At 47.8% G+C, this 21342-nt stretch carries 22 protein-coding genes; 13 read left to right on the top strand and 9 right to left on the bottom strand.

The features are described from left to right. Position 1 precedes the first annotated feature (1 nt). From AS006_RS06130 to AS006_RS06115, 4 genes are read right to left on the bottom strand one after another with little or no spacing between them, the layout of a single operon-like run. Positions 2–652: a TrkA family potassium uptake protein gene (locus AS006_RS06130; protein WP_233185689.1), complete on the bottom strand. Its 651-nt coding sequence runs from the start codon at positions 650–652 to the stop codon at positions 2–4. Between the two features lie 2 nt (positions 653–654). Then, entirely contained in the window at positions 655–1083 is a 429-nt protein-coding gene (locus AS006_RS06125; RefSeq protein WP_101513472.1) for a TrkA family potassium uptake protein, read from the bottom strand. A gap of 15 nt (positions 1084–1098) precedes the next feature. Then, positions 1099–1767, bottom strand: a complete 669-nt coding sequence (locus AS006_RS06120) for a rhomboid family intramembrane serine protease (RefSeq protein WP_101513471.1) — start codon at positions 1765–1767, stop codon at positions 1099–1101. A gap of 4 nt (positions 1768–1771) precedes the next feature. Continuing rightward, on the bottom strand, positions 1772–2617 hold the full coding sequence (locus AS006_RS06115) for a DUF4438 domain-containing protein (protein ID WP_101513470.1): 846 nt from the start codon (positions 2615–2617) through the stop codon (positions 1772–1774). A gap of 60 nt (positions 2618–2677) precedes the next feature. Between AS006_RS06115 and metG the strand changes: the two genes are divergently transcribed. Genes metG through AS006_RS06060 form a run of 11 tightly spaced genes read left to right on the top strand, consistent with a single transcriptional unit; the run spans position 2678 to position 12264 of the window. After that, positions 2678–4567 (top strand): methionine--tRNA ligase, encoded by a 1890-nt coding sequence (gene metG / locus AS006_RS06110; protein ID WP_101513469.1) that lies wholly within the window; start codon positions 2678–2680, stop codon positions 4565–4567. A gap of 13 nt (positions 4568–4580) precedes the next feature. Continuing rightward, positions 4581–6992 (top strand): DNA gyrase subunit A, encoded by a 2412-nt coding sequence (gene gyrA, locus AS006_RS06105; protein ID WP_101513468.1) that lies wholly within the window; start codon positions 4581–4583, stop codon positions 6990–6992. Continuing rightward, entirely contained in the window at positions 6989–7366 is a 378-nt protein-coding gene (locus tag AS006_RS06100; protein WP_101513467.1) for an archease, read from the top strand. Before gyrA ends, AS006_RS06100 begins: the two co-directional genes overlap by 4 nt. Next, positions 7363–7956, top strand: coding sequence for a transcriptional repressor LexA (gene lexA / locus AS006_RS06095; protein WP_101513466.1), 594 nt, complete (start codon positions 7363–7365; stop codon positions 7954–7956). Before AS006_RS06100 ends, lexA begins: the two co-directional genes overlap by 4 nt. 12 nt (positions 7957–7968) lie before the next feature. Next, positions 7969–8310 carry an anti-sigma factor antagonist gene (locus tag AS006_RS06090; RefSeq protein ID WP_101513465.1) on the top strand — a complete coding sequence of 114 codons (342 nt, stop codon included), beginning with the start codon at positions 7969–7971 and terminating at the stop codon, positions 8308–8310. Then, positions 8307–8738: a ribose 5-phosphate isomerase B gene (gene rpiB, locus AS006_RS06085; protein ID WP_101513464.1), complete on the top strand. Its 432-nt coding sequence runs from the start codon at positions 8307–8309 to the stop codon at positions 8736–8738. The genes AS006_RS06090 and rpiB overlap by 4 nt, the downstream gene beginning before the upstream one ends. Beyond that, on the top strand, positions 8728–9522 hold the full coding sequence (locus tag AS006_RS06080) for a 50S ribosomal protein L11 methyltransferase (RefSeq protein ID WP_101513463.1): 795 nt from the start codon (positions 8728–8730) through the stop codon (positions 9520–9522). The genes rpiB and AS006_RS06080 overlap by 11 nt, the downstream gene beginning before the upstream one ends. Continuing rightward, entirely contained in the window at positions 9492–10004 is a 513-nt protein-coding gene (locus AS006_RS06075; protein ID WP_101513462.1) for a DUF501 domain-containing protein, read from the top strand. The genes AS006_RS06080 and AS006_RS06075 overlap by 31 nt, the downstream gene beginning before the upstream one ends. Beyond that, entirely contained in the window at positions 10001–10843 is an 843-nt protein-coding gene (gene panC / locus AS006_RS06070; RefSeq protein ID WP_101513461.1) for a pantoate--beta-alanine ligase, read from the top strand. The genes AS006_RS06075 and panC overlap by 4 nt, the downstream gene beginning before the upstream one ends. A 6-nt stretch (positions 10844–10849) precedes the next feature. Then, positions 10850–11323 (top strand): metallophosphoesterase family protein, encoded by a 474-nt coding sequence (locus tag AS006_RS06065; protein WP_101513460.1) that lies wholly within the window; start codon positions 10850–10852, stop codon positions 11321–11323. Positions 11324–11352: 29 nt separating this feature from the next. Further along, on the top strand, positions 11353–12264 hold the full coding sequence (locus tag AS006_RS06060; RefSeq protein WP_233185671.1) for an asparagine synthase-related protein: 912 nt from the start codon (positions 11353–11355) through the stop codon (positions 12262–12264). A gap of 71 nt (positions 12265–12335) precedes the next feature. On the opposite strand, the gene AS006_RS06055 is transcribed toward AS006_RS06060, so the two are convergent. From AS006_RS06055 to AS006_RS06035, 5 genes are read right to left on the bottom strand one after another with little or no spacing between them, the layout of a single operon-like run. Further along, on the bottom strand, positions 12336–15287 hold the full coding sequence (locus AS006_RS06055; protein ID WP_101513458.1) for an alpha-L-rhamnosidase: 2952 nt from the start codon (positions 15285–15287) through the stop codon (positions 12336–12338). Further along, complete coding sequence (locus AS006_RS06050; RefSeq protein WP_101513457.1) at positions 15284–16714, bottom strand: rhamnulokinase family protein; 1431 nt, start codon at positions 16712–16714, stop codon at positions 15284–15286. The genes AS006_RS06055 and AS006_RS06050 overlap by 4 nt, the downstream gene beginning before the upstream one ends. Next, positions 16705–17415 (bottom strand): rhamnulose-1-phosphate aldolase, encoded by a 711-nt coding sequence (gene rhaD / locus AS006_RS06045; protein WP_101513456.1) that lies wholly within the window; start codon positions 17413–17415, stop codon positions 16705–16707. The genes AS006_RS06050 and rhaD overlap by 10 nt, the downstream gene beginning before the upstream one ends. Beyond that, positions 17412–18554, bottom strand: coding sequence for an L-rhamnose isomerase (gene rhaI, locus AS006_RS06040; protein ID WP_199167442.1), 1143 nt, complete (start codon positions 18552–18554; stop codon positions 17412–17414). The genes rhaD and rhaI overlap by 4 nt, the downstream gene beginning before the upstream one ends. Positions 18555–18559: 5 nt before the next feature. Then, the gene (locus tag AS006_RS06035) at positions 18560–18904 is read right to left on the bottom strand and encodes a sensory rhodopsin transducer (protein WP_101513454.1); all 345 of its coding nucleotides are present in this window, start codon (positions 18902–18904) and stop codon (positions 18560–18562) included. Between the two features lie 109 nt (positions 18905–19013). Between AS006_RS06035 and AS006_RS06030 the strand changes: the two genes are divergently transcribed. Together AS006_RS06030 and aglA are read left to right on the top strand one after the other, a co-directional pair. Beyond that, positions 19014–19784, top strand: a complete 771-nt coding sequence (locus tag AS006_RS06030) for a DeoR/GlpR family DNA-binding transcription regulator (protein ID WP_101513453.1) — start codon at positions 19014–19016, stop codon at positions 19782–19784. Between the two features lie 4 nt (positions 19785–19788). Continuing rightward, entirely contained in the window at positions 19789–21189 is a 1401-nt protein-coding gene (gene aglA / locus AS006_RS06025; protein WP_101513452.1) for an alpha-glucosidase AglA, read from the top strand. Positions 21190–21342 lie beyond the last annotated feature (153 nt).

Raw genomic sequence — 21342 nt, 5'->3', positions numbered from 1 at the left:
GTCACCTTCCAAGCAGAACTTCTTCCACTTTTTCTTTGGTTTCTCTGTTCGCTATCACGTACAGTTTATCACCGGGAAGTATTTCCGTATCTCCTCTGGGGACAACAAGAACTCCCCCTCGAACGATGGCTGCCACAATGCAGTCCCTGGGCAGATTCAGGTCTTTCAACTTTTTACCGGTCACCGGGTTTTCTTCATCCACGGTCACGTTCAGAAACTCTATTCCCTGCTCCAGTGGAACAATGCTGGAAAACTCTTCAGGAAAGATCAAGGCCTCCACAGTGTTTGTTATCAGCGTGGTGAGGTTCAGAACGGTTGTAATACCCATTCTTTTGAAAATCTCTATATTTCCGGGATCGTTCACCAGACTCACCACACGCCTTACTCCGAACTCTTTCATCGCCAGCTGGGCTATGAAGAGGTTCACCTCATCTCTGGGAGTGAGGATCACCACCACATCGTTTTTCGAAGGCTCTGCATCTCTGAGCACCTCTTTCTGACTTCCGTCTCCGTGTATCACCGTTGCCTTCAACTTTTTAGCGAACTCTTCACAGAGTTCTCTGTCCTTGTTTATCAACACCACACCGTACCTTCGGGATGTCATGGAACGCGCCAGATAGTACGCTGTTGTTTCTCCTCCAATTATAATCACCTTCAATCCTGGTCACTCCCCACAACGTATCCTTTCACTTTCTCCATCATCAGAATGGCAGGGCATATCGTGTCTATTCCATGCTCCTCAAAGATCTTTATCTTCTCGGGATCGTAAACCCTCGCGATCACCTTCTTAACTCCGAACATGTGACGGGCGTTCATGGAAACGAAAAAGTTTGTGCTGTCGTCGTTTGTGAAGGCAAAAACCATATCCGCTTTTTCCATGCCGCTCTCTTTGAGGGTTTCGTACTCTGCAGCGTCCCCAACTATCGTGAATCCTGAAAATTCAGAATTGAGCCTGTGGAAGGCATATTCGTTCCTGTCCACAACCACCACACTGTGCCCCAGTGATGAAGCAAGATTCGCTATCGATGCACCGAGTCTTCCACATCCAAAGACTACGATGTATTTACTCTTTCCTCTGGTCATGACGACTCCTCCCAATCAATATCTGTACCTACGATATCTTCTCATCCTTAAAATATACCCCCACAGCATGCCGTAGACAAATCCTCCTATGTGTGCCCACCAGGCTACGCCGTAAGATCCGACAAGACTGTTCATCACCTGTATGAAGAACCAAATCATGAGATAGTAGAAGGCTGGAATCTCAACCAGTGTCAGGAAGAAGAAAAAGGGAAAGAGTGTTACGATCCGTGAGTACGGAAAAAGAACGAAATACGCCCCCATGACCCCTGAAACAGCACCGGAAGCTCCGACCATGGGTGTTGTTGAATGAAAGGTGAACACAAACTGAGTGAGGGCCGCAAACACACCGGCGGACAGATAGAAGAGCAGGTATCCCACATGTCCCATCTCATCTTCCGTGTTGTCACCGAAGATCCAGAGAAACCACATGTTTCCAAGTAAATGCCAGAACCCACCGTGAAGGAACATGTGGCTTATGAATGGAAAGAGAGAAAACCCCAGGGCCTCCCGCACCCGTTCCACAGTGTACCGGGCGGGAACGAGTCCGTATCTGTACATGAAAACGAGGAGTTCTCTGTCGTTCAAAATGAGTTCATAGATAAAAACGATAACGTTCACCACGATCAATGCGATCGTAATGTAAGGGCTTTTTCTGCTTGGAAGGACATCGTAGAGGGGAAACATCCTATCACCTCAAATGGTCAGATATGTTCGATCTTTCCACAACCTCAGGAACCAGCACCGATTCTTCTCCCGTCATGATCACGACCACACCGGGGCCGTGCCCTGACGAAACGCATGCAGAATGCACCACGATACCTATTGAAATCATACCCTTTCTGTACTTTCCAACTCCGTAGGAGTTGTCGTGGTCCATTATTGCCACGATATCACCGAGTCTGAGATCTTCCACTCCCACCTCACGGGGATCCAGAGCCATTATATCGTAATCTGTCGAGGCACTGCTTGACGCACCGATACCAGAGCCCATCAAATGGGCGGGAACTTTCGCCACAACTGGAACGTGAAGCTTTCCGTCTTTTTCAACGATTCCGATCTTTTCAAAGAGGTCTGGATCGATGTTCATCACTTTCACATCGGGATGATCCAGAAGTTTCAGTCCCTGCCCCCACGCCTTTATCAAAACTTTGTCTCCCACCATGAGTTTTTCCAGAACTTCGTCATCGAAGTGAACGAGTACGTGGTTCACGCCACCGTGTTTTCCTGTCACCACTCCCCTGCTTCCCTTCGCATCCCCGGACATCACGATCACTTCGTTTCCTATACAGGGCAGTGTCATGAAGGGTATCTCCTCTTCTTTCTTTCTTGCCATCACGGAAACTCCCGGCTCCACATGATCCCCTTCCCATCCATAGGCACTGTCTCCCACTTTCACGTTGTAGGTGATCCCCCCGAGGACCGGTATGACCTTCACCTTTCCCTCAGTCGTCACACTGTACGGTGACCTCATCTTGGCGGGGGCAACCTCTCCTGCGACCGATATGAGAACCAGTCTGTCTCTGTTCGTCCTCACGAACTTCACCTCCAGAATGTGATATCATTGAATAGAAAAGGCATGTTAGGAGGTGACATTTTGAAATTTTACATCACCACCCCGATATATTACGTGAACTCAGAACCACACATTGGAAGCGCCTATACCACTATTGTAGCGGATATCATTGCCCGTTACAAACGCTTCATGGGATACGATGTGTTCTTCCTCACCGGAACGGATGAACACGGCCAGAAAGTCCTTCAGGCAGCCCAGCAGACGGGCAAGGACCCGCAGAAGTTCTGTGACGAGCTTGCAGAAAAATTCAAACAACTCTGGAAAGAACTCAAGATCACCAACGATCACTTCATCCGTACCACCGACGAAATGCACATGAAAACCGTTCAGGAATTCGTTGCGAGGATGAAGGAAAATGGCGATGTGTACAAGGGAGTGTACAAGGGATGGTACTGTGTTCCCTGTGAGACCTTCTGGAACGAGGATGAGGTCGTAAAAGAAGGGGATGAGCGATTCTGTCCTGAGTGCAGAAGGCCGGTCAAATGGGTGGAAGAGGAGAACTACTTCTTCAGGCTTTCGAAGTACAGGGACGCACTTTTGAAACACTACGAAGAGCATCCAGACTTCGTGGAGCCAGACTTCAGAAGGAACGAAATGCTCAAGATCCTGGAAGGAGGACTCAAAGATCTCAGTATCACCAGAACCTCCTTCAAATGGGGCGTTCCAATGAAGGACGATCCCGAACACGTGATTTACGTGTGGGTGGATGCACTTATAAACTACGTCTCTGCCATAGGGTATGGCTGGAACGAGGAAATGTTCAACAAATGGTGGCCAGCAGACCTACACCTGATAGGAAAAGAAATAAACCGGTTCCACTCCATCATCTGGCCTGCCATGCTCATGTCCGTTGGACTGCCTTTACCTGAAAAGGTCTTTGCCCACGGCTGGCTCACCGTGAACGGCCAGAAAATCAGCAAATCCCTTGGAAACGCAATAGATCCGAGGTTCTTTGTGAAGCAGTATGGGAACGATGTGGTCAGGTACTACCTGATAAGAGACATCGCGTTCGGTAAAGATGGTGATTTTTCAGAGGAAAGATTGGTTCACAGGTTGAATTCGGACCTTGCAAACGACTATGGGAATCTCCTTCACAGGATCACGGCGATGATAAACAAGTACTTCGACGGAAAAATTCCCTCTCCAGCGAACGAGGAAGGACCTGACAGCTGGCTGAAGGAGAGGTTCTTCAAAACGAAGAACGCGTACTACGATCTCATGGATTCCTACAAACTAACGGAAGCACTCGACAGGATATGGGAGTTCATAGCGGATGCGAACAAATACTTCAACGACACAAAACCGTGGGTGCTGGCAAAGGAAGGAAGATCAGAAAGATTGGGAACGGTACTCTATAATTCGCTCGAGGCAGTTTTCAAGGTGGCTCTGATGACATTACCCGTGATGCCCGACACCTCACAGGAGGTCTTCCGCAGGGTCTCCTTCGATGAGGATCCTCACAAAGATCATCTTGAAACCTGGGGAGTTTTGAGAGCGGGAAGAAGTGTACACCATGGAGAGCCACTTTTCAGGAAAATAGACACGAAAACGTTCAAAAAGGTGGTGGAGACGGTGTCGGTTGAACAGAACCTGATCACCATAGACGATTTTGCGAAGGTGGATCTTCGCACCGCCAGGGTTCTCGAAGCCGAAAGGGTACCAAATTCCAGAAAACTCATCAAACTGATCGTTGACCTTGGAACGGAGAAAAGACAGATCGTTGCCGGAGTGGCCGAATATTACGAGCCGGAAGACCTTGTAGGAAAAATCATCATCGTCGTTGCGAACCTGAAGCCTGCAAAACTCATGGGTATAGAGTCTCAGGGGATGCTTCTTGCTGCAAAATCGGGTGACACACTGAGACTCTTGACCGTTGATGGGGATATCGCACCGGGTGCCAAAGTATCATAACGGAGGGATGTGAATGCCAGAGATTCTGATAAACAGACCAATCGAAGACGAACTCGTTGACTCGTATCTTCTCTACTCCATGAGCGTCATAGTGGGAAGGGCCATCCCCGATGTGAGAGATGGCCTCAAGCCGGTTCAGAGGCGTATTCTGTACGGAATGTACGAACTCGGCCTCACCCACAACTCGCCGACGAAAAAGAGTGCAAGGATCGTCGGTGAAGTGATGGGTAAGTACCATCCCCACGGAGACGCTCCAGTCTACGATGCCCTCGTGAGGATGGCTCAGCCCTTCACGATGAGGTATCCCCTCATAGAGGGACAGGGAAACTTCGGCTCCATCGACAGGGACCCCCCTGCTGCCATGAGGTACACAGAAGCAAAACTCACCCGACTCGCAGAGGAGATGCTCGAAGACATAGACAAGAACACGGTGAACATGGTCGACAACTTCGACGGTACCTTGAAGGAACCAGAAGTACTCCCCTCGAAGGTGCCGAACCTCATAATAAACGGTGCCTCCGGTATAGCCGTTGGAATGGCCACCAGCATACCTCCACACAACCTGTCGGAAACTGTGGACGCTCTGGTGTACCTGATAGACCACCCGGATGCCAGCGTTGAAGAACTCATGCAGTTCATCAAAGGACCGGACTTTCCTACAGGTGGCATCGTGGTGAACGGTTCTGATCTCAAAAACGTGTACGAAGAAGGAAGAGGAAGGATAGTAGTAAGGGGAAAGGTACACGTTGAAGAAGGAAAAAGACTGAAGAGGATCGTGATCACCGAGATCCCCTACGGTGTCAGCAAGGCAGGTCTCATAGAGCAAATAGCAAAACTCGTGAAGGACGACGACTCCCTTCCCGTGAGAAACATAAGGGATGAATCCGACAAGCGTGGGTTGAGGGTCGTCATAGAGATACCGAAGGATACCAACGAGGACATCATAATAAACAACCTCTACAAGCGAACCGCCCTCCAGGATTATTTCAACGTACAGATGCTGGTCATAGACAAAAACAAAAGGCCAAGATTGATGAATCTGAAAGGACTGCTTGAGGCCTTTCTGGAACACCGTTTCGAGGTCATCAGAAGGAGAGCCGAGTACGAGTACGAAAAGTACACCAGACGTGCCCACGTTGTGGAAGGCTTGCTGAAGGCGGCAAGGGCGATAGGGGTGGTCGTAGACATCGTCAGAAACAGCAAAGATGTCGAATCGGCCAGACACTCTTTGATGGAAACCCTTGAGATATCCGAAGAACAGGCAAAAGCGATTCTTGATATGAGGCTCTCAAGACTCACCTCCCTTGAGATAGAAAACCTGCAAAACGAGTACTCGGATCTGGTGAAGAAGATCTCAGAGGTGAAGGAAATCCTCGAAAAGGACGAGAGAGTAAGGGAAATAATGAAGAAGGAATTTCTCTATTTGAAAGAACGATACGGTGATCCAAGAAGGACGGAGATAACGGACGAAGAACTCAGGTACGACGTGGAAGAGCTCATAGTGGAAGAGGACGTAGTGATCACCCTGAGCCACAAAGGATATCTGAAGAGCACTCCACTGAACAGCTACAGATCACAGAAGCGGGGAGGAAAGGGTATCACCGTGTCAAAACTATCAGAAGACGACGAAGTAGAGTTCGTGGCTGTAACGAAAAACACTTCTTCGACCCTTTTCATCACCAACTTCGGAAAAGCATACGTTTTGAAGAACTATCAAATCGAGACAACAGGGCGAAACACTCGTGGAAAACATATCTCCGCTTTCCTGAATCTGGAAGACACAGAAAGGATCGTAGCGCTCGTTCCTCTGAACGGCAAAGGAAAAGATCTTGTGATCGTCACAAAATCGGGAAAGATCAAAAGGACATCCCTTGAAGAATTTGAAAACGCAACGAGCAACCGTGGAGTCAGGGCGATCAGGATAGAGCCGGGAGACGAAATCGTGAGCGCAAGAGTGTGTACCAGTGAAAAAGAAACTCTCGTTGTGGCGACAAAACTCGGCATGATCATAAGGTTTCCTGTGAGCGATGTGAGAAGGATGGGAAGAAACGCAGCGGGTGTTCAAGCTATAAAGCTTCAGCCGGGAGATGAAGTTGTGAGCATGGACGTTGTTCCATCGGAGGAAGGGGAAATCCTCACGGTGACCGAAAAGGGATTTGGCAAAAGAACTCCCGTTCAGCTTTACAGGGTTCAGAAAAGGGGCGGAACGGGTCTGAGGAACATCTCCGATGTGAACAAAACGGGACACGTGGTGGCTGTGAGGTATGTGAAAGGAGACGAGGAAATAGTTGTGGTCACACGAAACGGTATGATGATAAGAATGCCCGTGTCGGAGATCGGAGTCATCGGTCGTGTGACAAAGGGTGTGAAACTCATCGAACTCGGAGACGACGCCATATCCAAGATGGCGGTGGTGAAAGATTGAGAAGGCCGATAGAACACACCGCAGATGTTGCTTACGAGATCTCAGGGCGGTCTTATCTGGAGCTTCTCGAAGAGGCAAAGAACATCCTCCTTGAGGAGGAAGGGATCGTTTTCAGCGAGGGTGAGGAAAGGAAGAAGATGTACCCGTGCGAAGAAACAGAGGACAACTTCTTCGACACGGTGAACGACTGGATACTCGAGATCTCAAAGGGATGGGCTCCACACACCATCGAAAACAAAGAAGGTAAATTAACGGTGACGTTCAGAAAGATAAAAAAGAAGGAAGGAACGGAGATAAAGGCTCTCACCTACCACCTTCTGAAGTTTGAGCGAAAAGATGGTGAGCTGAGAACGAAGGTGGTGTTCGACACTTGAAGGACCTTACCGCAAAACAGAGGAGTGTTCTGATTTTCATAGAAGAGTTCATAGAGAAAAACGGATACCCCCCCTCGGTGAGGGAAATAGCACGACGCTTCAGAATCACACCCCGAGGAGCACTGCTTCACCTTCTGGCCTTGGAAAAGAAAGGCTACATCGAAAGAAAGAGCGGGAAACCCCGTGCAATGAGAGTGATAAAGAGTGTGAAAAACAGAGTACCGCTGATTGGGGAGATTCGAGCTGGAGAAAAGAAAGAAGCGATCGAGTATCTGGAAGATTACATAGAAGTGCCCAGTAGTTTTCTTTCGAGTGGATACGATCACTTCCTTTTGAGGGTAAAGGGCGAAAGCATGATAGAAGAACACATCTGTGACGGGGATCTTGTCCTCATCAGAAGACAGAACTGGGCTCAGAACGGAGACATCGTGGCGGCGATGGTTGAGGGAGAGGTCACCCTCAAAAAGTTCTTCCAGAAAGGTGAGATGGTCGAGTTGAGACCGGCGAACAAAGAAATGCCAGCAATGTTCTTCAGAGCAGACAGGGTGAAGATACTCGGAAAAGTGGTCGGGGTGTTCAGAAAAATATGAGGGGGGAAGGACATGTTTCCTTACAAAATAGTAGAAGACGTTGTTATACTCATGCCGAACAAGGAACTCAACATAGAGAATGCACACCTGTTCAAAAGGTGGGTGTTCGACGAGTTTTTGAACAAAGGATACAACAAAATCCTTCTTGTGCTTTCCGACGTGGAAAGTATCGATAGTTTCAGCCTGGGAGTCATTGTGAACATATTGAAGAGCGTGAGCAGTGTGGGAGGCTTTTTCGCACTGGTGTCTCCGAATGAGAGGGTGGAAAGGGTGCTTTCAATAACGAACCTGGATCGGATCGTGAAGATCTACGACACAATATCGGAGGCGATGGAGGAGGTGCAGAGAAGGTGAAGATCGCCATAGCATCGGATCACGCTGCGTTTGAGTTGAAAGAGAAGGTGAAAAACTACCTTCTGAACAAAGGCATCGAAGTCCTCGATCACGGCACACATTCCGAAGAGTCCGTTGATTATCCAGACTACGCAAAGAAGGTTGTACAATCCGTCCTGTCCAACGAAGTGGACTACGGGATACTACTCTGCGGGACTGGGCTCGGCATGTCGATCGCCGCGAACAGATACAGAGGAATAAGGGCTGCCCTCTGTCTCTTTCCGGACATGGCGAGGCTTGCAAGGTCGCACAACAACGCGAACGTGCTCGTTCTTCCTGGAAGACTGATCGGTTCAGAACTTGCTTTCTGGATAGTTGATACCTTTCTTTCGACCCCATTCGATGGAGGAAGACACGAAAGGAGAATAAGAAAGATCGATGAGATTTAAAGAACTGGTGTTCCCTTTGAAAATAGACGAGGAAGAACTTCTGGAAAAACTTTACGAGGAAGGCTTTTCCAATTTTGCTATAGAAGAAAACAGGGAAGGAAACAGGCTTCTCAAGGTGTATCTTCGGGAAGGGGAAACTCTTCCTTCTTTTTTGAGTGGCTGGAAGCCTTTAGATGAGAGACTAACAACACCGAAAGACTGGATGGTTGAACTGGAACCCTTCGAGATCGTAGAGGGCGTGGTGGCCGATCCCACAGAGAAAGTGACAAGGACGGACAAGATCGTGGTGAAACTTTCCCCGGGAGTCGCTTTCGGAACGGGACTTCATCCCACCACTCAGATGAGCGTGTTTTTCCTGAAAAAGTACCTGAAAGCAGGAGACAGGGTAGTGGATGTGGGATGTGGAACCGGAATCCTTGCCATAGTGGCAAAAAAACTCGGAGCATCGTACGTGCTGGCGGTGGATGTGGATGAGCAGGCGGTTGAGGTCGCAAAAGAGAACGTTCAAAAAAACAACGTGGATGTCATCGTGAAACGGTCCGATCTTCTTTCGGAAGTTGATGGTGTTTTCGATATAGTCGTATCCAACATCCTCGCGGAGATCCATCTAAGGCTCCTCGAAGACGTGGACAGAATCACCCACGAAAGGTCCATTTTGATCCTCTCCGGAATCGTGGATACGAAAGAAAACATGGTCAGAGAAAAGGCCAGAAAGAAAGGATGGAACCTTTTGGAAAGGAAGCAGGAAAGAGAATGGGTGACCCTCGTGATGAAAAGGTCGTAGAATGGCAACTTGGAAGGAAAATCACGAACATGAGGCGCGTTGTCTTTCGATGTCCCCATGGATACCCCGTCGTCATAGAAAGCTTTCCCATCAAAGATGGAAAGCCTTTTCCCACACTTTACTGGCTCACCTGCCCTCATCTGAGAAAGGAAGTCTCAAAACTCGAATCGCAGGGATACATAAAAGAGTTTGAGGAAAAGCTGAAAAGAGAAGACATACTTCGAGAAAAGATGAAAAAAGCTCACGTTGAGATCATAAAGAAAAGAGCAGAACTCTTGCCAGAAGATCATCCCTTCCGGGAGATTCTTTCAAAAGTTGGAACCGGTGGTATCAGAGACTTCACCAAACTGAAATGTCTCCACCTTCATCTCGCGGACTATCTGGCCGGAGTGAAAAACCCCATAGGGGAGATGGTGTGGGATCTTGTGGAGAGAAAGTTCTGCGAAGAGAACCTTTGCAGAGCGGGGGAGGAGAGAGAATGAGAATCATAGAAACCATCGAAGAGATGAAGAAATTCTCCGAAGAAATGAGGGAAAAGAGGAAAACAATCGGTTTCGTTCCCACCATGGGATACCTTCACGAAGGTCATCTTTCACTCGTGAGAAGAGCAAGGGCAGAGAACGATGTGGTCGTGGTGAGCATCTTCGTGAATCCCACTCAGTTTGGTCCAAACGAAGATTATGAGAGATACCCGAGGGACTTCGAGAGGGACAGGAAACTTCTTGAGAAAGAGAACGTGGACTGCGTTTTTCATCCATCCGTGGAGGAGATGTATCCACCCGATTTCTCCACGTTCGTTGAGGAGACAAAGCTTTCAAAACCGCTCTGTGGTAGATCCAGGCCCGGACACTTTCGAGGGGTTTGTACCGTGGTCACAAAGCTCTTCAACATCGTGAAACCACACAGGGCATACTTCGGTCAAAAAGATGCACAGCAGTTCAGAGTGCTCAGGAGAATGGTGAGAGATCTGAACATGGACGTTGAGATGATCGAGTGTCCCATAGTGAGAGAACCAGACGGTCTTGCGATGAGCTCGAGAAACGTCTATCTCACGTCTGAAGAAAGAAAACAGGCTCTTGCCCTGTACCAGTCGTTGAAACTCGCTGAAAACCTCTTTTTGAACGGTGAGAGGGATGCTGTGAAGATGAAGGAGGCGATGATCAATCATCTGTCCAGATTCGACAGAGTGAAGATAGACTATGTGGAAATCGTCGATGAGGAAACGCTGGAGCCTGTTGAAAAAATCGATCGGAAAGTGATCGTCGCGGTCGCTGCCTGGGTGGGAAAGGCAAGACTGATAGATAACATGATACTGGGGTGATCCGTCATGAAACGATTTCTCGTAATCTCCGATTCACACGTTCCTGTACGAATGCCGGATCTTCCCGATGAAATTGTGAACGCTCTGAAAGAGTACGACGGGGTGATAGGGCTCGGAGACTACGTGAATCTTGACACGGTGATCCTTCTGGAAAAATCTTCCAAAGAATTCTACGGAGTCCATGGAAACATGGACTATCCGGATGTGAAGGAGCATCTTCCGTTTTCCAAGGTGCTCCTTTTGGAAGGTGTGAACATCGGAATGTGTCACGGCTGGGGTGCCCCCTGGGATTTGAAAGACCGCCTTCTCAGGGTGTTCAACGAAAAACCAAATGTGATCCTGTTCGGACACACGCATGAACCCGAAGACACCACGAAAGCGGGAGTGAGGTTTTTGAATCCTGGAAGCCTCGCAGAGGGATCCTACGCTGTTTTGACTCTCGATGGAGGTGAAGTGAGATTCGAGTTGAAGAAATTGTAAGAGAAATCGTTGAAGACATAAAAGAAACAGTGAAAGATGGAAAACTATACGTTGCCTTCTCTGGAGGGAAGGATAGCTCTCTTGTTGCGATCCTTGCGAAGATGGCCCTCGGAAAAGAGAGGGTGGAACTCGTCACCATCGACTGGGGACCTTATACCTACGAAAAATCAAGAAAGATCGTTCGAAGATTTGCGGAAAAGTATGGACTGAAGCACACCTTCATCCCATCCAACGGACTTCAGGAGAAGGTCTGGAGATACGGGCCTTCTTGCAACGCCTGTACCAGAGACGTGAAAACGCGCCTTGTGAAAGAGTACGCCAAAGATTGTCTTGTCGCAAGCGGTGCCAACGCCTCAGATAGCTGGGGGAAAACGGGACTGAAAGTCTTCGACGGGGTCTACTCACCTCTCTACAGAGTAGGAAAAGCCGAGATAAACGCGATGATAGATCACCTCGGAATAGAGGTGAGAAAGATAGGAGAGTCGGCAGGAAGAGAAGGCTGCAAACTGAAGCATCTTTTGAAGATGCTCATAAATCCGGATTACCACGGAAGAGCTGTTTCGGTTGCAAACGAGATCCTTCTGAACGTTCTGGAAAAGCATGGTTTCACTCCAGAACTTGCAAACGTGAAGATCATGGGACCCCTCTCCAGAAACATCGCCTTGGTGAACGTAAAACCTCTTCCGCTGAGAGAAATCGTTGAAGAGATCGTTGAAAAACTTTCAAAAGAAGAAGTGATAGACGAGGTGGTGATCGTCGACAGACCCATGAAGCTTTTTGTTCTTGCAAATCCTGCGATCTACAGAAACGAAGAGTCAAGAAAATGGGTAAAGGAGGGAAGGCTCCAGCCAGAGTTTGCCTTCCCCATAGAGGTGGAGTGGAAAGAGTCCAGAAACAACAGGCTGAGAACCTTTCAAGTGATAGATTTTGAAAAGGAGTGAGACTGTGGCATTCAGGTGTCCCCTTCTTCTTTTTTTGAGAAAGATCTTCAGGCTCAGAAGAAAACCGAAGTTCATAGTGAAGAAGAGCTGAGTAAAACAGCGTTTTCCAGCCCAAAAGGTAAAAGAACGTATCTGTCAGTGTGATGCTCAAAGTCTATGAAACTCCACGGTCTTCTGAACGTTTCTTCGAGCACATCGGCCTTGTGGTTCGCCTCTATCAGGTTGAAAAGTGTGTTGGTGAGAACAAGTTTCAGTTCGTTCTTTCCGTCGCGAAGAATGTCTGTGATCTCCACCATGAACGGTTCCCAGAAGAGACTTCCCATGAACTTTCCGTTCAAAAATACCTCTACGGATGCGGCCTTCACGTTGTTCAGTTTGAGAAAGTACTTTCTTTTCGGGTCTTTTTTCATCTCGAAGGTCTTCTTAAGGGTGAAAGAACCCACATAAAACGGGTATCCACTCTGTGTGATGTCTCTGTGATCTGGCACTTTGGGTTCGTCGATCACGTATCTTGTTCCATCTACGTTCACAAGGGAGAATTTCCCAACAAGATAGATCGTTTCCACTTCCGTGGGTCTGTGATTTTCGGGATCTTTCACCCTCTCGTGACAGCCTGGTCCTGTGATGTTGTTGCTCTTTCTTCCTTCCAAAACGACGATGTTTTTTCCCACCTGGACAAGCTCTGTGATATCCATCTTTCCGAAGTTCACATCCAGGAAACATTCTTCCTCGGTGAAAGTACAGCCTTTTCTTTTGAACACCACTTCATGGCCGTTCACCGTGATTCTGTTGAGGTTTTCTGCACACTCAACAGCAAGAAAAAGTTTCTCTGGTTTTACACTGACCTCGAACGAATACACCACTTTGAACGGAGTACCTTCTGGTAGTCTGTAGAACTCGTACCAGATCTTCGAAACGTACTCATCCCTGAAGGTCTTCCCATCTGCTTCGAACATATCTACCCTGTCCACGGACAGTACGTTGAAACCGTTCATCTCCGTTTCGAACTCAGAAAACGCCATTTCAAGTTCGAATTTTCTTCTCAAAACCACCCCCGTTGATATCACACTCTTTCTCTGAGATGGAATCTTCTCGTCCGTTACCCAGATCAAAAGGCTCGATGCCGGATGCATGGTGAACTCCCTTTCGTTCAGCTCCACTGCAGCAAAGTCAAGAATATCGATCACGTACACATGATCTTTTTCTTCTTTCAACTTCAAATGACAGTGCACTTCGCGGTTGATGTCCGTGTTTGCAAGAAAGATAAGGTACGAGCCGTCCTCAAGCAACCTCTTCTGTGCAATCACAGATTTTGCGTTCCTTCCGGTCTTTTTGTCTATGACCTCGACGACAGCCACATCCCTGAGTGAATCGATAAGATCCTGAAGGTCTTCGAAAACACGTGCTCTTTTGAGGAACTCCGGTTCTTCTTTTCTTCCCTCCACCCTCTCCAGGAAGAAGTTTCCATCTTTCAAGACAAAGATCGTTCCACCGTTTTTCGAAAACTCGTTCAAAAGATCCACCGTTGAGCGTCTTAGGTTCAGCAGAGGAGGTACCAGGACGATATCGTACTCACAGTTTCCCACCACAAGTTTTTCTCCGCTCACCTTTCCGTATTTTGAAAGGATCGTCTCATCGCCGAAATGGAAATCTATTTTGCTTGAGACGAGTTCTTTCACAGTCCTGTCGAAGGATTCGTTGAGTCTGTCGATCTCGTCGTCAAACTTCGAGTACACACACCAAGCAGAGGTGATCGGATGGATCACCAGCACCTTCACTTCTCTTTTCCCCTGTGTCATCAGATAGTTCAGTCTGGCAAGATAATCGGAGAAGCGTTTTTCGTTCCTCCACCAGGGCTGCTGATAGAAGAGGTTCGGTGGGTAGTCTCTTTTTCTTTCTCCTCTCATCGAGTAGAGACTGAGGTGTGGATTTATGTAGGTGATTCCAAGAACTGCCTGCCAGTCTGCGATCCATTTTCTGTGAAGAAAGCTCACGTGCTGGCCTGTGGTCCCGAACGTTTCACAGAGCACCCATTTCTTTCCCAGCTGTTCCGCCACCGATGACACCTGCTTTATCGTGATCACCTGTTCGAGATGACGTGCAAGTTTATCAACCCCTGGTATCTGCATGTATTCGTAGTGTGGCATAGCAGATCCTATCCATTCAACCTGTCCCCTGAGCGTATCTTCAGCCATATAGTGACCCGTCATGAAGATACCGTTTTCTTCACACCACTTTGCATAGGGTATTGTGAAGTTTTCGATGAAGAGTTCAGTTGCAACATCGAAGAAATCGTATCTTACTTTCATATAGTCTTTCGTATTAAAAAAGAGCTCTTCAAAGTGTTCTCTGATATCGTATCCCTTTCTCTTTAGGAACTCTTCTGGAAAGCGGTCCGTCCATGGGAGTGTGGGATTCTCCGGATAATGTACTCTCAGATAGGTGGGCTCGTCGGTGAAGATCCCCGGGATCGAAGAGCCAAAGAACTCACCACACACCTTTCTGTACTTCTCGTGAGTTGATTTGATGAAGGCTTCTGTGACCTTCTTCGAGAGAAGATCCACGTAGCAGGTTCCGTTGAACCAGGGAGCTCCCAGTTTCATCGTGCGCTTCACAACGAAAAATTCTTCATTTCCTCTTTCTATCCTTTTCAAAATCTCGTCGCCTGGTTCGATCTGCTCTTTCTTCAAAAGTACAAGAAACCTGTGGCGGTATTCATCATTTTCGAGAGGAACGATTCCACCGGCAAATCCAGAAGGCCATTTGTCCTCATCGTAAAGCCAGGCAAGCATTCCAAGTTCTTTGGCGTGTTCAGCACATCTTTTCACGAGTGCCATCCACTCATCAGAGAGATACTCTGTAACAAGTCCTACCCTTGAGTGTATGAAAAAGCCACCGTATCCTTTTTCGTACATCTCGTCTATCTGTCTCAAAAGTTCTTCTTCACACAGTTTGTCGTTCCAGCTCCAAAAAGGTGCGGGCCTGTACCACACACCGGGGTTTTCCAGATCCTTCAGGTTCACACTTCCATCTCCTTGTACCTTCTCCATTCTTCGTATTTTTCGCTCCACAACTCCGGATTTTTCGGCTCGAACACCTTCAACTCAAAGGACTTTCTCACAACCTCTCTTGCCTCGTCGAGATCTTTTATCTCGCCCATGGCGATGAACTGAACGAGAGCGTTTCCGATGGGCGTTGCATCCACAGGACCTGCCACCACGATCTTTCCCGTTGCATCGGCAATGAAACTCATCAAAAGACCGTTCTTCACGGCTCCACCCACTATGTGGATCTTCTCGTACCTTCTGCCGGTGAGTTCTTCGATCTGATCCACAATCCACCTGCTGTTGAACGCAAGGGACTCGAAGATGAGACGAGAAACTTCGCCGATTTCCTCAAGTACTCTCTGGCCTGTCTTTTCAAGATAAGATCTGATCCTCTCCAGCATGTTTCCAGGGTGAAGAAACTCCTCCCTGTCCGGGTCAAGAAACGCCTGGAAAGAAGGTGCGTTCTCTGCCATCTTCACGATCTCCGAATAGTTCTTTTTCCACACTCTGTTGCACTCTTCAAGGAGCCACATACCGGTCGCGTTCTTGAGAAACCTGATCTTTCCGTATCCACCTTCGTTTGTGAAGTTTCTTTCCATCACCTCTTCCGTCAGAAGTGGTTCCTCCAGTTCCGTTCCCACAAGAAACCAAGTTCCAGAACTGATGTAGATCTCTTCCTCTTCGAACGGAACAGCCACAACGGCGGAGGCGGTGTCGTGGCAGGTGGTGGCGATCACGTTCATTTCCCTTTTTACCTTACATTTTCCCAGGATGGTACCCGGCGGAACCACCTCCGGAAAGATCTCAGCAGGAATGGAGAGCTTTTCGAGAAGGTCGAACGCCCATCTCTTCTCTGGCACGCTGTAGCACTGGGAAGTGCTTGCGATCGTGTACTCACTCACCATTTCCCCGGAGAACCAGAAGTTGAACATGTCTGGTATCATCAGGATTTTCCTTGCCACTTTCAGGAAAGGATCTTTTGAAAGAACCATCGAGTAGAGCTGATAGAGAGTGTTTATCTCCATGAACTGTATCCCCGTTCGCTTGAATATGTACTTTTTCGAGACGATATCGAAGACTTTCTCCATAACTCCCTCTGTTCTTATGTCTCTGTAATGGTACGGAAGGGAGATGAGCCTTCCCCTCTTGTCAAGCAGCGCAAAGTCCACACCCCAGGTATCGACCCCAACAGCCTGTGCGTCTGAGTTCTCCAGGATATCACGTATCTCTTCGTAAAACTTGGGAAGGTTCCACAAGAAGTGATCCCTATCTTTTCCTGGAAGGAAAATACCACCTGTTCTGAATCTTTTGATTTCCCTCACAGCCAACTTTTCTTCCAGTTCAACCTCGTAAACCTTTCCGTTCGTTGCTCCAAGATCTACAGCGAGTACGTTCACAACCATCCCTCCGGAACACCCGTTGGATCTCTTCCAAGGCTGAGCACCCTCAAAAGGATCTCTGCTGCCTTCTCCAGAATCTCAACCCTGTCGTAGGCTTCTGCGACGTCCTTTCCAAACGCTACGACTCCATGTTTGTCCCACAGGACGGCATCTTTGCCCTGAGATTTTTCAACGGTCTTCAAACCGAGTTCCACGCTCCCTGGTTTTTCAAACTCGACGACGGAAATTCCCTGGGGAAAGAAGATGAGAACCTCAGGGTGAATCTTCATCATCTTCGGAAGAAGGCCCTGGAAGTCCTCCAGGTTCATCAGTGTGAGAAGGTTCAGAGGATGTGTGTGAACGATCGCTCTTTTTTCTGAGTTCATCTCTTTGAACCATGCATGGATCATAAGATGTGTTGGAAACTCACTGGTGGGTTTTCCTTCACCGTGCAGGATTTCATAGTGCCTTCCAGGAAGGATGTGAAGAAGACAGATCTTACTTTCATCTTCGAAGATCTCCCTCATTCTCGACCCAGTCGTTGTGATCAGAAGATACATCTCGGGGCCATTGTACTCGAAGCCGTACGCTTCCACGGTTTTCACTTCGTAACTGGATGGCACCTCATCGATTCTAACAGAGATGTTTCCTGCATTTGCTTCAGAAAGGCCCTTTACAGCGAGCCAGTAAGCAACTCTTTGGATTTCTTTCACGATCTCCTTCATCTTCTCTCTCTCCTTCTTTTCTCCATGTAGTGTCCTTCCCTGAACACCTTTATCGGATCTTCTGGAAGGTTCTTTCGTTTTCTGTTCTCTCTCAGAAGAGGCCTCACGTCCGTTCGGAAGGCATCCATCAGAATTTCTTCTGCCTCCACCACATCGCACTTTTCTTGAGCTTCTCTCAGACGCCTTCTGTCTATGAGAAGTGCCTTCACAAAGAGCTCCTGAGCCATCACAACAGATTGTATCATCGCAAGGATCTTCGGCTTTGTGATATGTGCTTGATCGAACATGAGAACCACTTTCTTTGCAAAGTCGGAAAGCTCAGGATCTTTCCAGGCAAAGGCGATCTCCTTGAAGATCAAAAACACCTCATACGGGTTTATGGAAGCGATCGTGAGGTCGTCGTCCGCGTACTTTCTGTTGTTCAGATGAAATCCTCCGAGTTTCCTCTCAGAGAGCAGTGTCGCAACGATGTATTCTATGTTTGCTCCCTGAGCGTGATGTCCAAGATCAACAAGTACAAGGGCTCGTTCTCCCAGCTTTTCTGAGAGAAGATAACTCGTCCCCCAGTCCGGTATGTCCGTGTGGTAGAAAGTAGGCTCGAAGAACTTGTACTCTATGAAAAGGTACATATCCTCTGGCATGTTTTCGTAAATGTACTTCAGTGACTCTTCGAGCCTTTTCTTTCTGGAACGGAAATCGTCCTGACCCGGATAATCCGTTCCGTCTGCAAGCCACAGACTGATTATCTTCGAACCCGTTTTCACCGCTATGTCCACACATTCCATCACGTGTGCGATCGCTTTTTTTCTGATCTTCTCGCTGGGATTGGTGAGACTTCCATACTTGTAATCTGGATCCTGGAAAAGATTCGGATTGATGGCACCTATTCTCAAGCCTTTCTCTTCAACAAACTCCTTCAGTTCTTCCCAGTTTTCCACTCTGTCCCACGGGATGTGAAGGGCAACGGAAGGACAGCAACCTGTCAGTTCATGAACGAGCGCAGCATCTTCTATTCTTTCAAAAACGTTTCGGGCTGCTCCTTCTTCGTGGAAGACGGCAAACCTCGTTCCTGCATCGCTGAACGCCCAGGAGGGAAGTTCGAATTCCAATTCATCCAGTTCTTTGAAGATCTTTTCCATATGTATCACTCCTCCCAATAACCGATGGTTGTCATGAGGGTATGATGATTCTTTCCGACATCAAGTCGTGAAAGTTGCATAACAACAGGTGTGGTGCTCTCTGCCATGATACTGTAGGGTTTGCATCGTGGGATACCGAGTTTGTCCAGCCTGAGATGAAGGCTTCTTCTCGCTGGTACTTCCACCTCATGAACAATGGGATCTCTATCTTCAAAGAAGAACCAAATCTTTATCCTTGCTGCTTCCTCACCCGCGTTCATGATACACAGCGACTCGTGGGAGACAAGATAGCCCCTCTTACCACGTGGAATGTAACCATCGGGGAAGAACCACTTTCTTGCACCGTTCATTCTTCATCACCTCGTGGATATGAATTCAAACATAAATTTATCATAAATTAATCACAAAAGTCAACGATGTTTGTGATAAAATCTCTCGAAAGGAAAGGAGGGTGATGATATGAAAGAGGAAAGATTGAAGGAAATCCTCGATATAGTTGACAAAAACGGCTTTGTCAGCATGAAAGATCTTCAGGAGAAACTCGGTGTTTCGATGATCACCGTGAGAAGAGATGTAGCAGAACTGGTGAAAAGAAATTTGGTGAGAAAAGTCCACGGTGGCATCAGAAAAGTGAACTACTTCGAGAAGGAAACAGATTTCATGAGAAGGCTCTCGATAAACAGGGAGGCAAAAGAAAAGATCGCCCAGCTTGCTCTGGACTTTGTAGAGGACAACGACATCATCTTCCTAGACGCAAGCACCACCGCTCATATCTTCGCAAAACACCTGGCTTCATCTCAAAAGTCAGTTCACGTCATCACGAACAACCTTCTCACCGCCATGGAACTCTCGAAAAACCCCGGTATAAGCGTCGTTCTGCTTACAGGAAAGGTGAATCCGGAGAACTTAGCGGTGGAAGGCTCTTTGACGATAGAGTGTGGAAAGAAGTTCTCTGTGAAAAAAGCGTTTGTCTCATGTAGAGGCGTGACCGCAGAAGAGGGAACCTACGAAATAAACACGATGGAGATGGGGATAAAGGGGATCTTCGTTGAGAAAGCAGAAGAGATCTTCGTTCTTGCCGACTTCAGCAAGATAGGAAAAAGATCGCTGGCACATCTGATACCCACAGAGAGGATTGACTATCTGATCACGGAGAGAAAACCCCCTGAAAATCAATACGAAATATTCAGGGAAAAAGGTGTGGAAATTATATTCACTGAAAGGAGGTAGTAACATGTCCAACATTGTATTTGTAGGTGCAGGGAGTGTGAGGTACACGATAAAGTTGGTAGGGGACCTGGCAAAGACGAAGGAGCTTTATGGGTCAAGACTGGTTTTGATGGACATCGACGAAGAGAGGCTGAAGGCAACGCACATTCTCGTCACGAAGTACCTGAAGGAGTTGAAGGCAGAGTACGAAGTGGAACAGACGACGAGCCTTGAGAAGGCACTTGAAGGAGCAGACTTTGTGATCAACACAGCACTCTACAGGGCACCTGGGCATGAAGACGGATACGTGCACTACGAGATCATGAGGGAGGTAGGAGAAAGGCACGGCTACTACAGGGGGATAGACAGCCAAGAGCTGAACATGGTATCTGACTACTACACCCTGAGCAACTACAACCATCTGAAGATGAGCCTTGATATAGCAAAAGCTGTGGAGAAGATCTCACCGGATGCGTGGATACTGCAGACGGCAAATCCCGTTTTTGAGATCACCCAGCTTGTAAAGAGGCTGACGAAGGCGAAGATAGTAGGATTCTGTCATGGATATGCACACGTGTTCCACCTTGCAAAGGTAGTTGGGGTAGAACCAGAAGAACTTGACTGGCAGGTAGCAGGGGTAAACCATGCAATATGGCTGAACAGGTTCAGGTGGAAAGGAGAAGACCTCTATCCCAGGCTTGAGGAGTGGATAGAGAAGAACGCATCGAGTTGGGAGCCGAAGAGTCCATGGGACGTGGACTTTTCACCTGCTGCGATAGACATGTACAGGTTTTATGGGATGTATCCGATAGGGGACACGGTGAGGAATGGGACGTGGAAGTACCACTACGATCTTGAGACGAAGAAGAGATGGTATGGAAAGTATGGAGGAATAGACAACGAGGCGGAAAGGCCGAAGTTCTACGAGGGTTTGAGGAAGCAAAGGAGGAGGCTGATGGAACTTGCAAAGGAAGTGGAGAAAGATCCGAGTCTAGAACTCACGAAGGTGTGGCCTGAGGTGTTCACAACAGGAAGTGAAAGTGTAGAGCAGCACATACCGTTCATAAACGCTCTGGTGAATGGGAAGAGGGTAAGGTTAGTGTTGAACGTGGAGAACAGAGGGGTGATAAGAGGGATACCAGACGATGTTGTGGTGGAGGTGCCGGTGATAGTGGACAAAGAGGGGATACATCCAGAGAAGATAGAGCCTGATCTTACAGAGAGGATCAAGAAGTTCTATCTTCTTCCGAGGATACTCAGGATGGAATGGGCGTTTGAGGCGTTCATCAGTGGTGACAGGAGAGTTCTTGAGGAGATTCTCATAAGAGACCCGAGAACAAAATCCTACGAACAGGCTGTTGCTGTCATCGATGATATCCTCAACTTGCCCTTCAACGAGGAAATGAAAAAGCATTATTCTGGATGAGTTATTCTCTCGAAAAACTCTGGCGCCCCTTTATGGGGGCGCTTTTTTGTTGTAAGAAGTTGTAAAGGAAAGAAAACGTAAAATAATCAAATGTAATCGTAAATATTTAGTACCAATTGATAGATATCAAGGTTATTTAGTATCAAAATTGTT

Source organism: Thermotoga sp. SG1, assembly GCF_002865985.1.
Taxonomy (GTDB): domain Bacteria; phylum Thermotogota; class Thermotogae; order Thermotogales; family Thermotogaceae; genus Thermotoga.
Note: the sequence above shows the minus strand (reverse complement) of the source record. Positions and strands in the feature narration are given on the sequence as shown.

Excerpts from the sequence above, each read along its gene's own strand:
- gyrA (WP_101513468.1), top strand. The coding sequence starts at position 4,581 with ATGCCAGAGATTCTGATAAACAGACCAATCGAAGACGAACTCGTTGAC.
- rhaI (WP_199167442.1), bottom strand. The coding sequence starts at position 18,554 with ATGGAAAAGATCTTCAAAGAACTGGATGAATTGGAATTCGAACTTCCC.
- AS006_RS06065 (WP_101513460.1), top strand. The coding sequence starts at position 10,850 with ATGAAACGATTTCTCGTAATCTCCGATTCACACGTTCCTGTACGAATG.
- AS006_RS06030 (WP_101513453.1), top strand. The coding sequence starts at position 19,014 with ATGAAAGAGGAAAGATTGAAGGAAATCCTCGATATAGTTGACAAAAAC.
- AS006_RS06125 (WP_101513472.1), bottom strand. The coding sequence starts at position 1,083 with ATGACCAGAGGAAAGAGTAAATACATCGTAGTCTTTGGATGTGGAAGA.
- AS006_RS06050 (WP_101513457.1), bottom strand. The coding sequence starts at position 16,714 with ATGGTTGTGAACGTACTCGCTGTAGATCTTGGAGCAACGAACGGAAAG.
- AS006_RS06120 (WP_101513471.1), bottom strand. The coding sequence starts at position 1,767 with ATGTTTCCCCTCTACGATGTCCTTCCAAGCAGAAAAAGCCCTTACATT.
- AS006_RS06075 (WP_101513462.1), top strand. The coding sequence starts at position 9,492 with ATGGGTGACCCTCGTGATGAAAAGGTCGTAGAATGGCAACTTGGAAGG.
- AS006_RS06080 (WP_101513463.1), top strand. The coding sequence starts at position 8,728 with ATGAGATTTAAAGAACTGGTGTTCCCTTTGAAAATAGACGAGGAAGAA.
- AS006_RS06035 (WP_101513454.1), bottom strand. The coding sequence starts at position 18,904 with ATGAACGGTGCAAGAAAGTGGTTCTTCCCCGATGGTTACATTCCACGT.
- panC (WP_101513461.1), top strand. The coding sequence starts at position 10,001 with ATGAGAATCATAGAAACCATCGAAGAGATGAAGAAATTCTCCGAAGAA.
- AS006_RS06090 (WP_101513465.1), top strand. The coding sequence starts at position 7,969 with ATGTTTCCTTACAAAATAGTAGAAGACGTTGTTATACTCATGCCGAAC.
- rhaD (WP_101513456.1), bottom strand. The coding sequence starts at position 17,415 with ATGAAGGAGATCGTGAAAGAAATCCAAAGAGTTGCTTACTGGCTCGCT.
- aglA (WP_101513452.1), top strand. The coding sequence starts at position 19,789 with ATGTCCAACATTGTATTTGTAGGTGCAGGGAGTGTGAGGTACACGATA.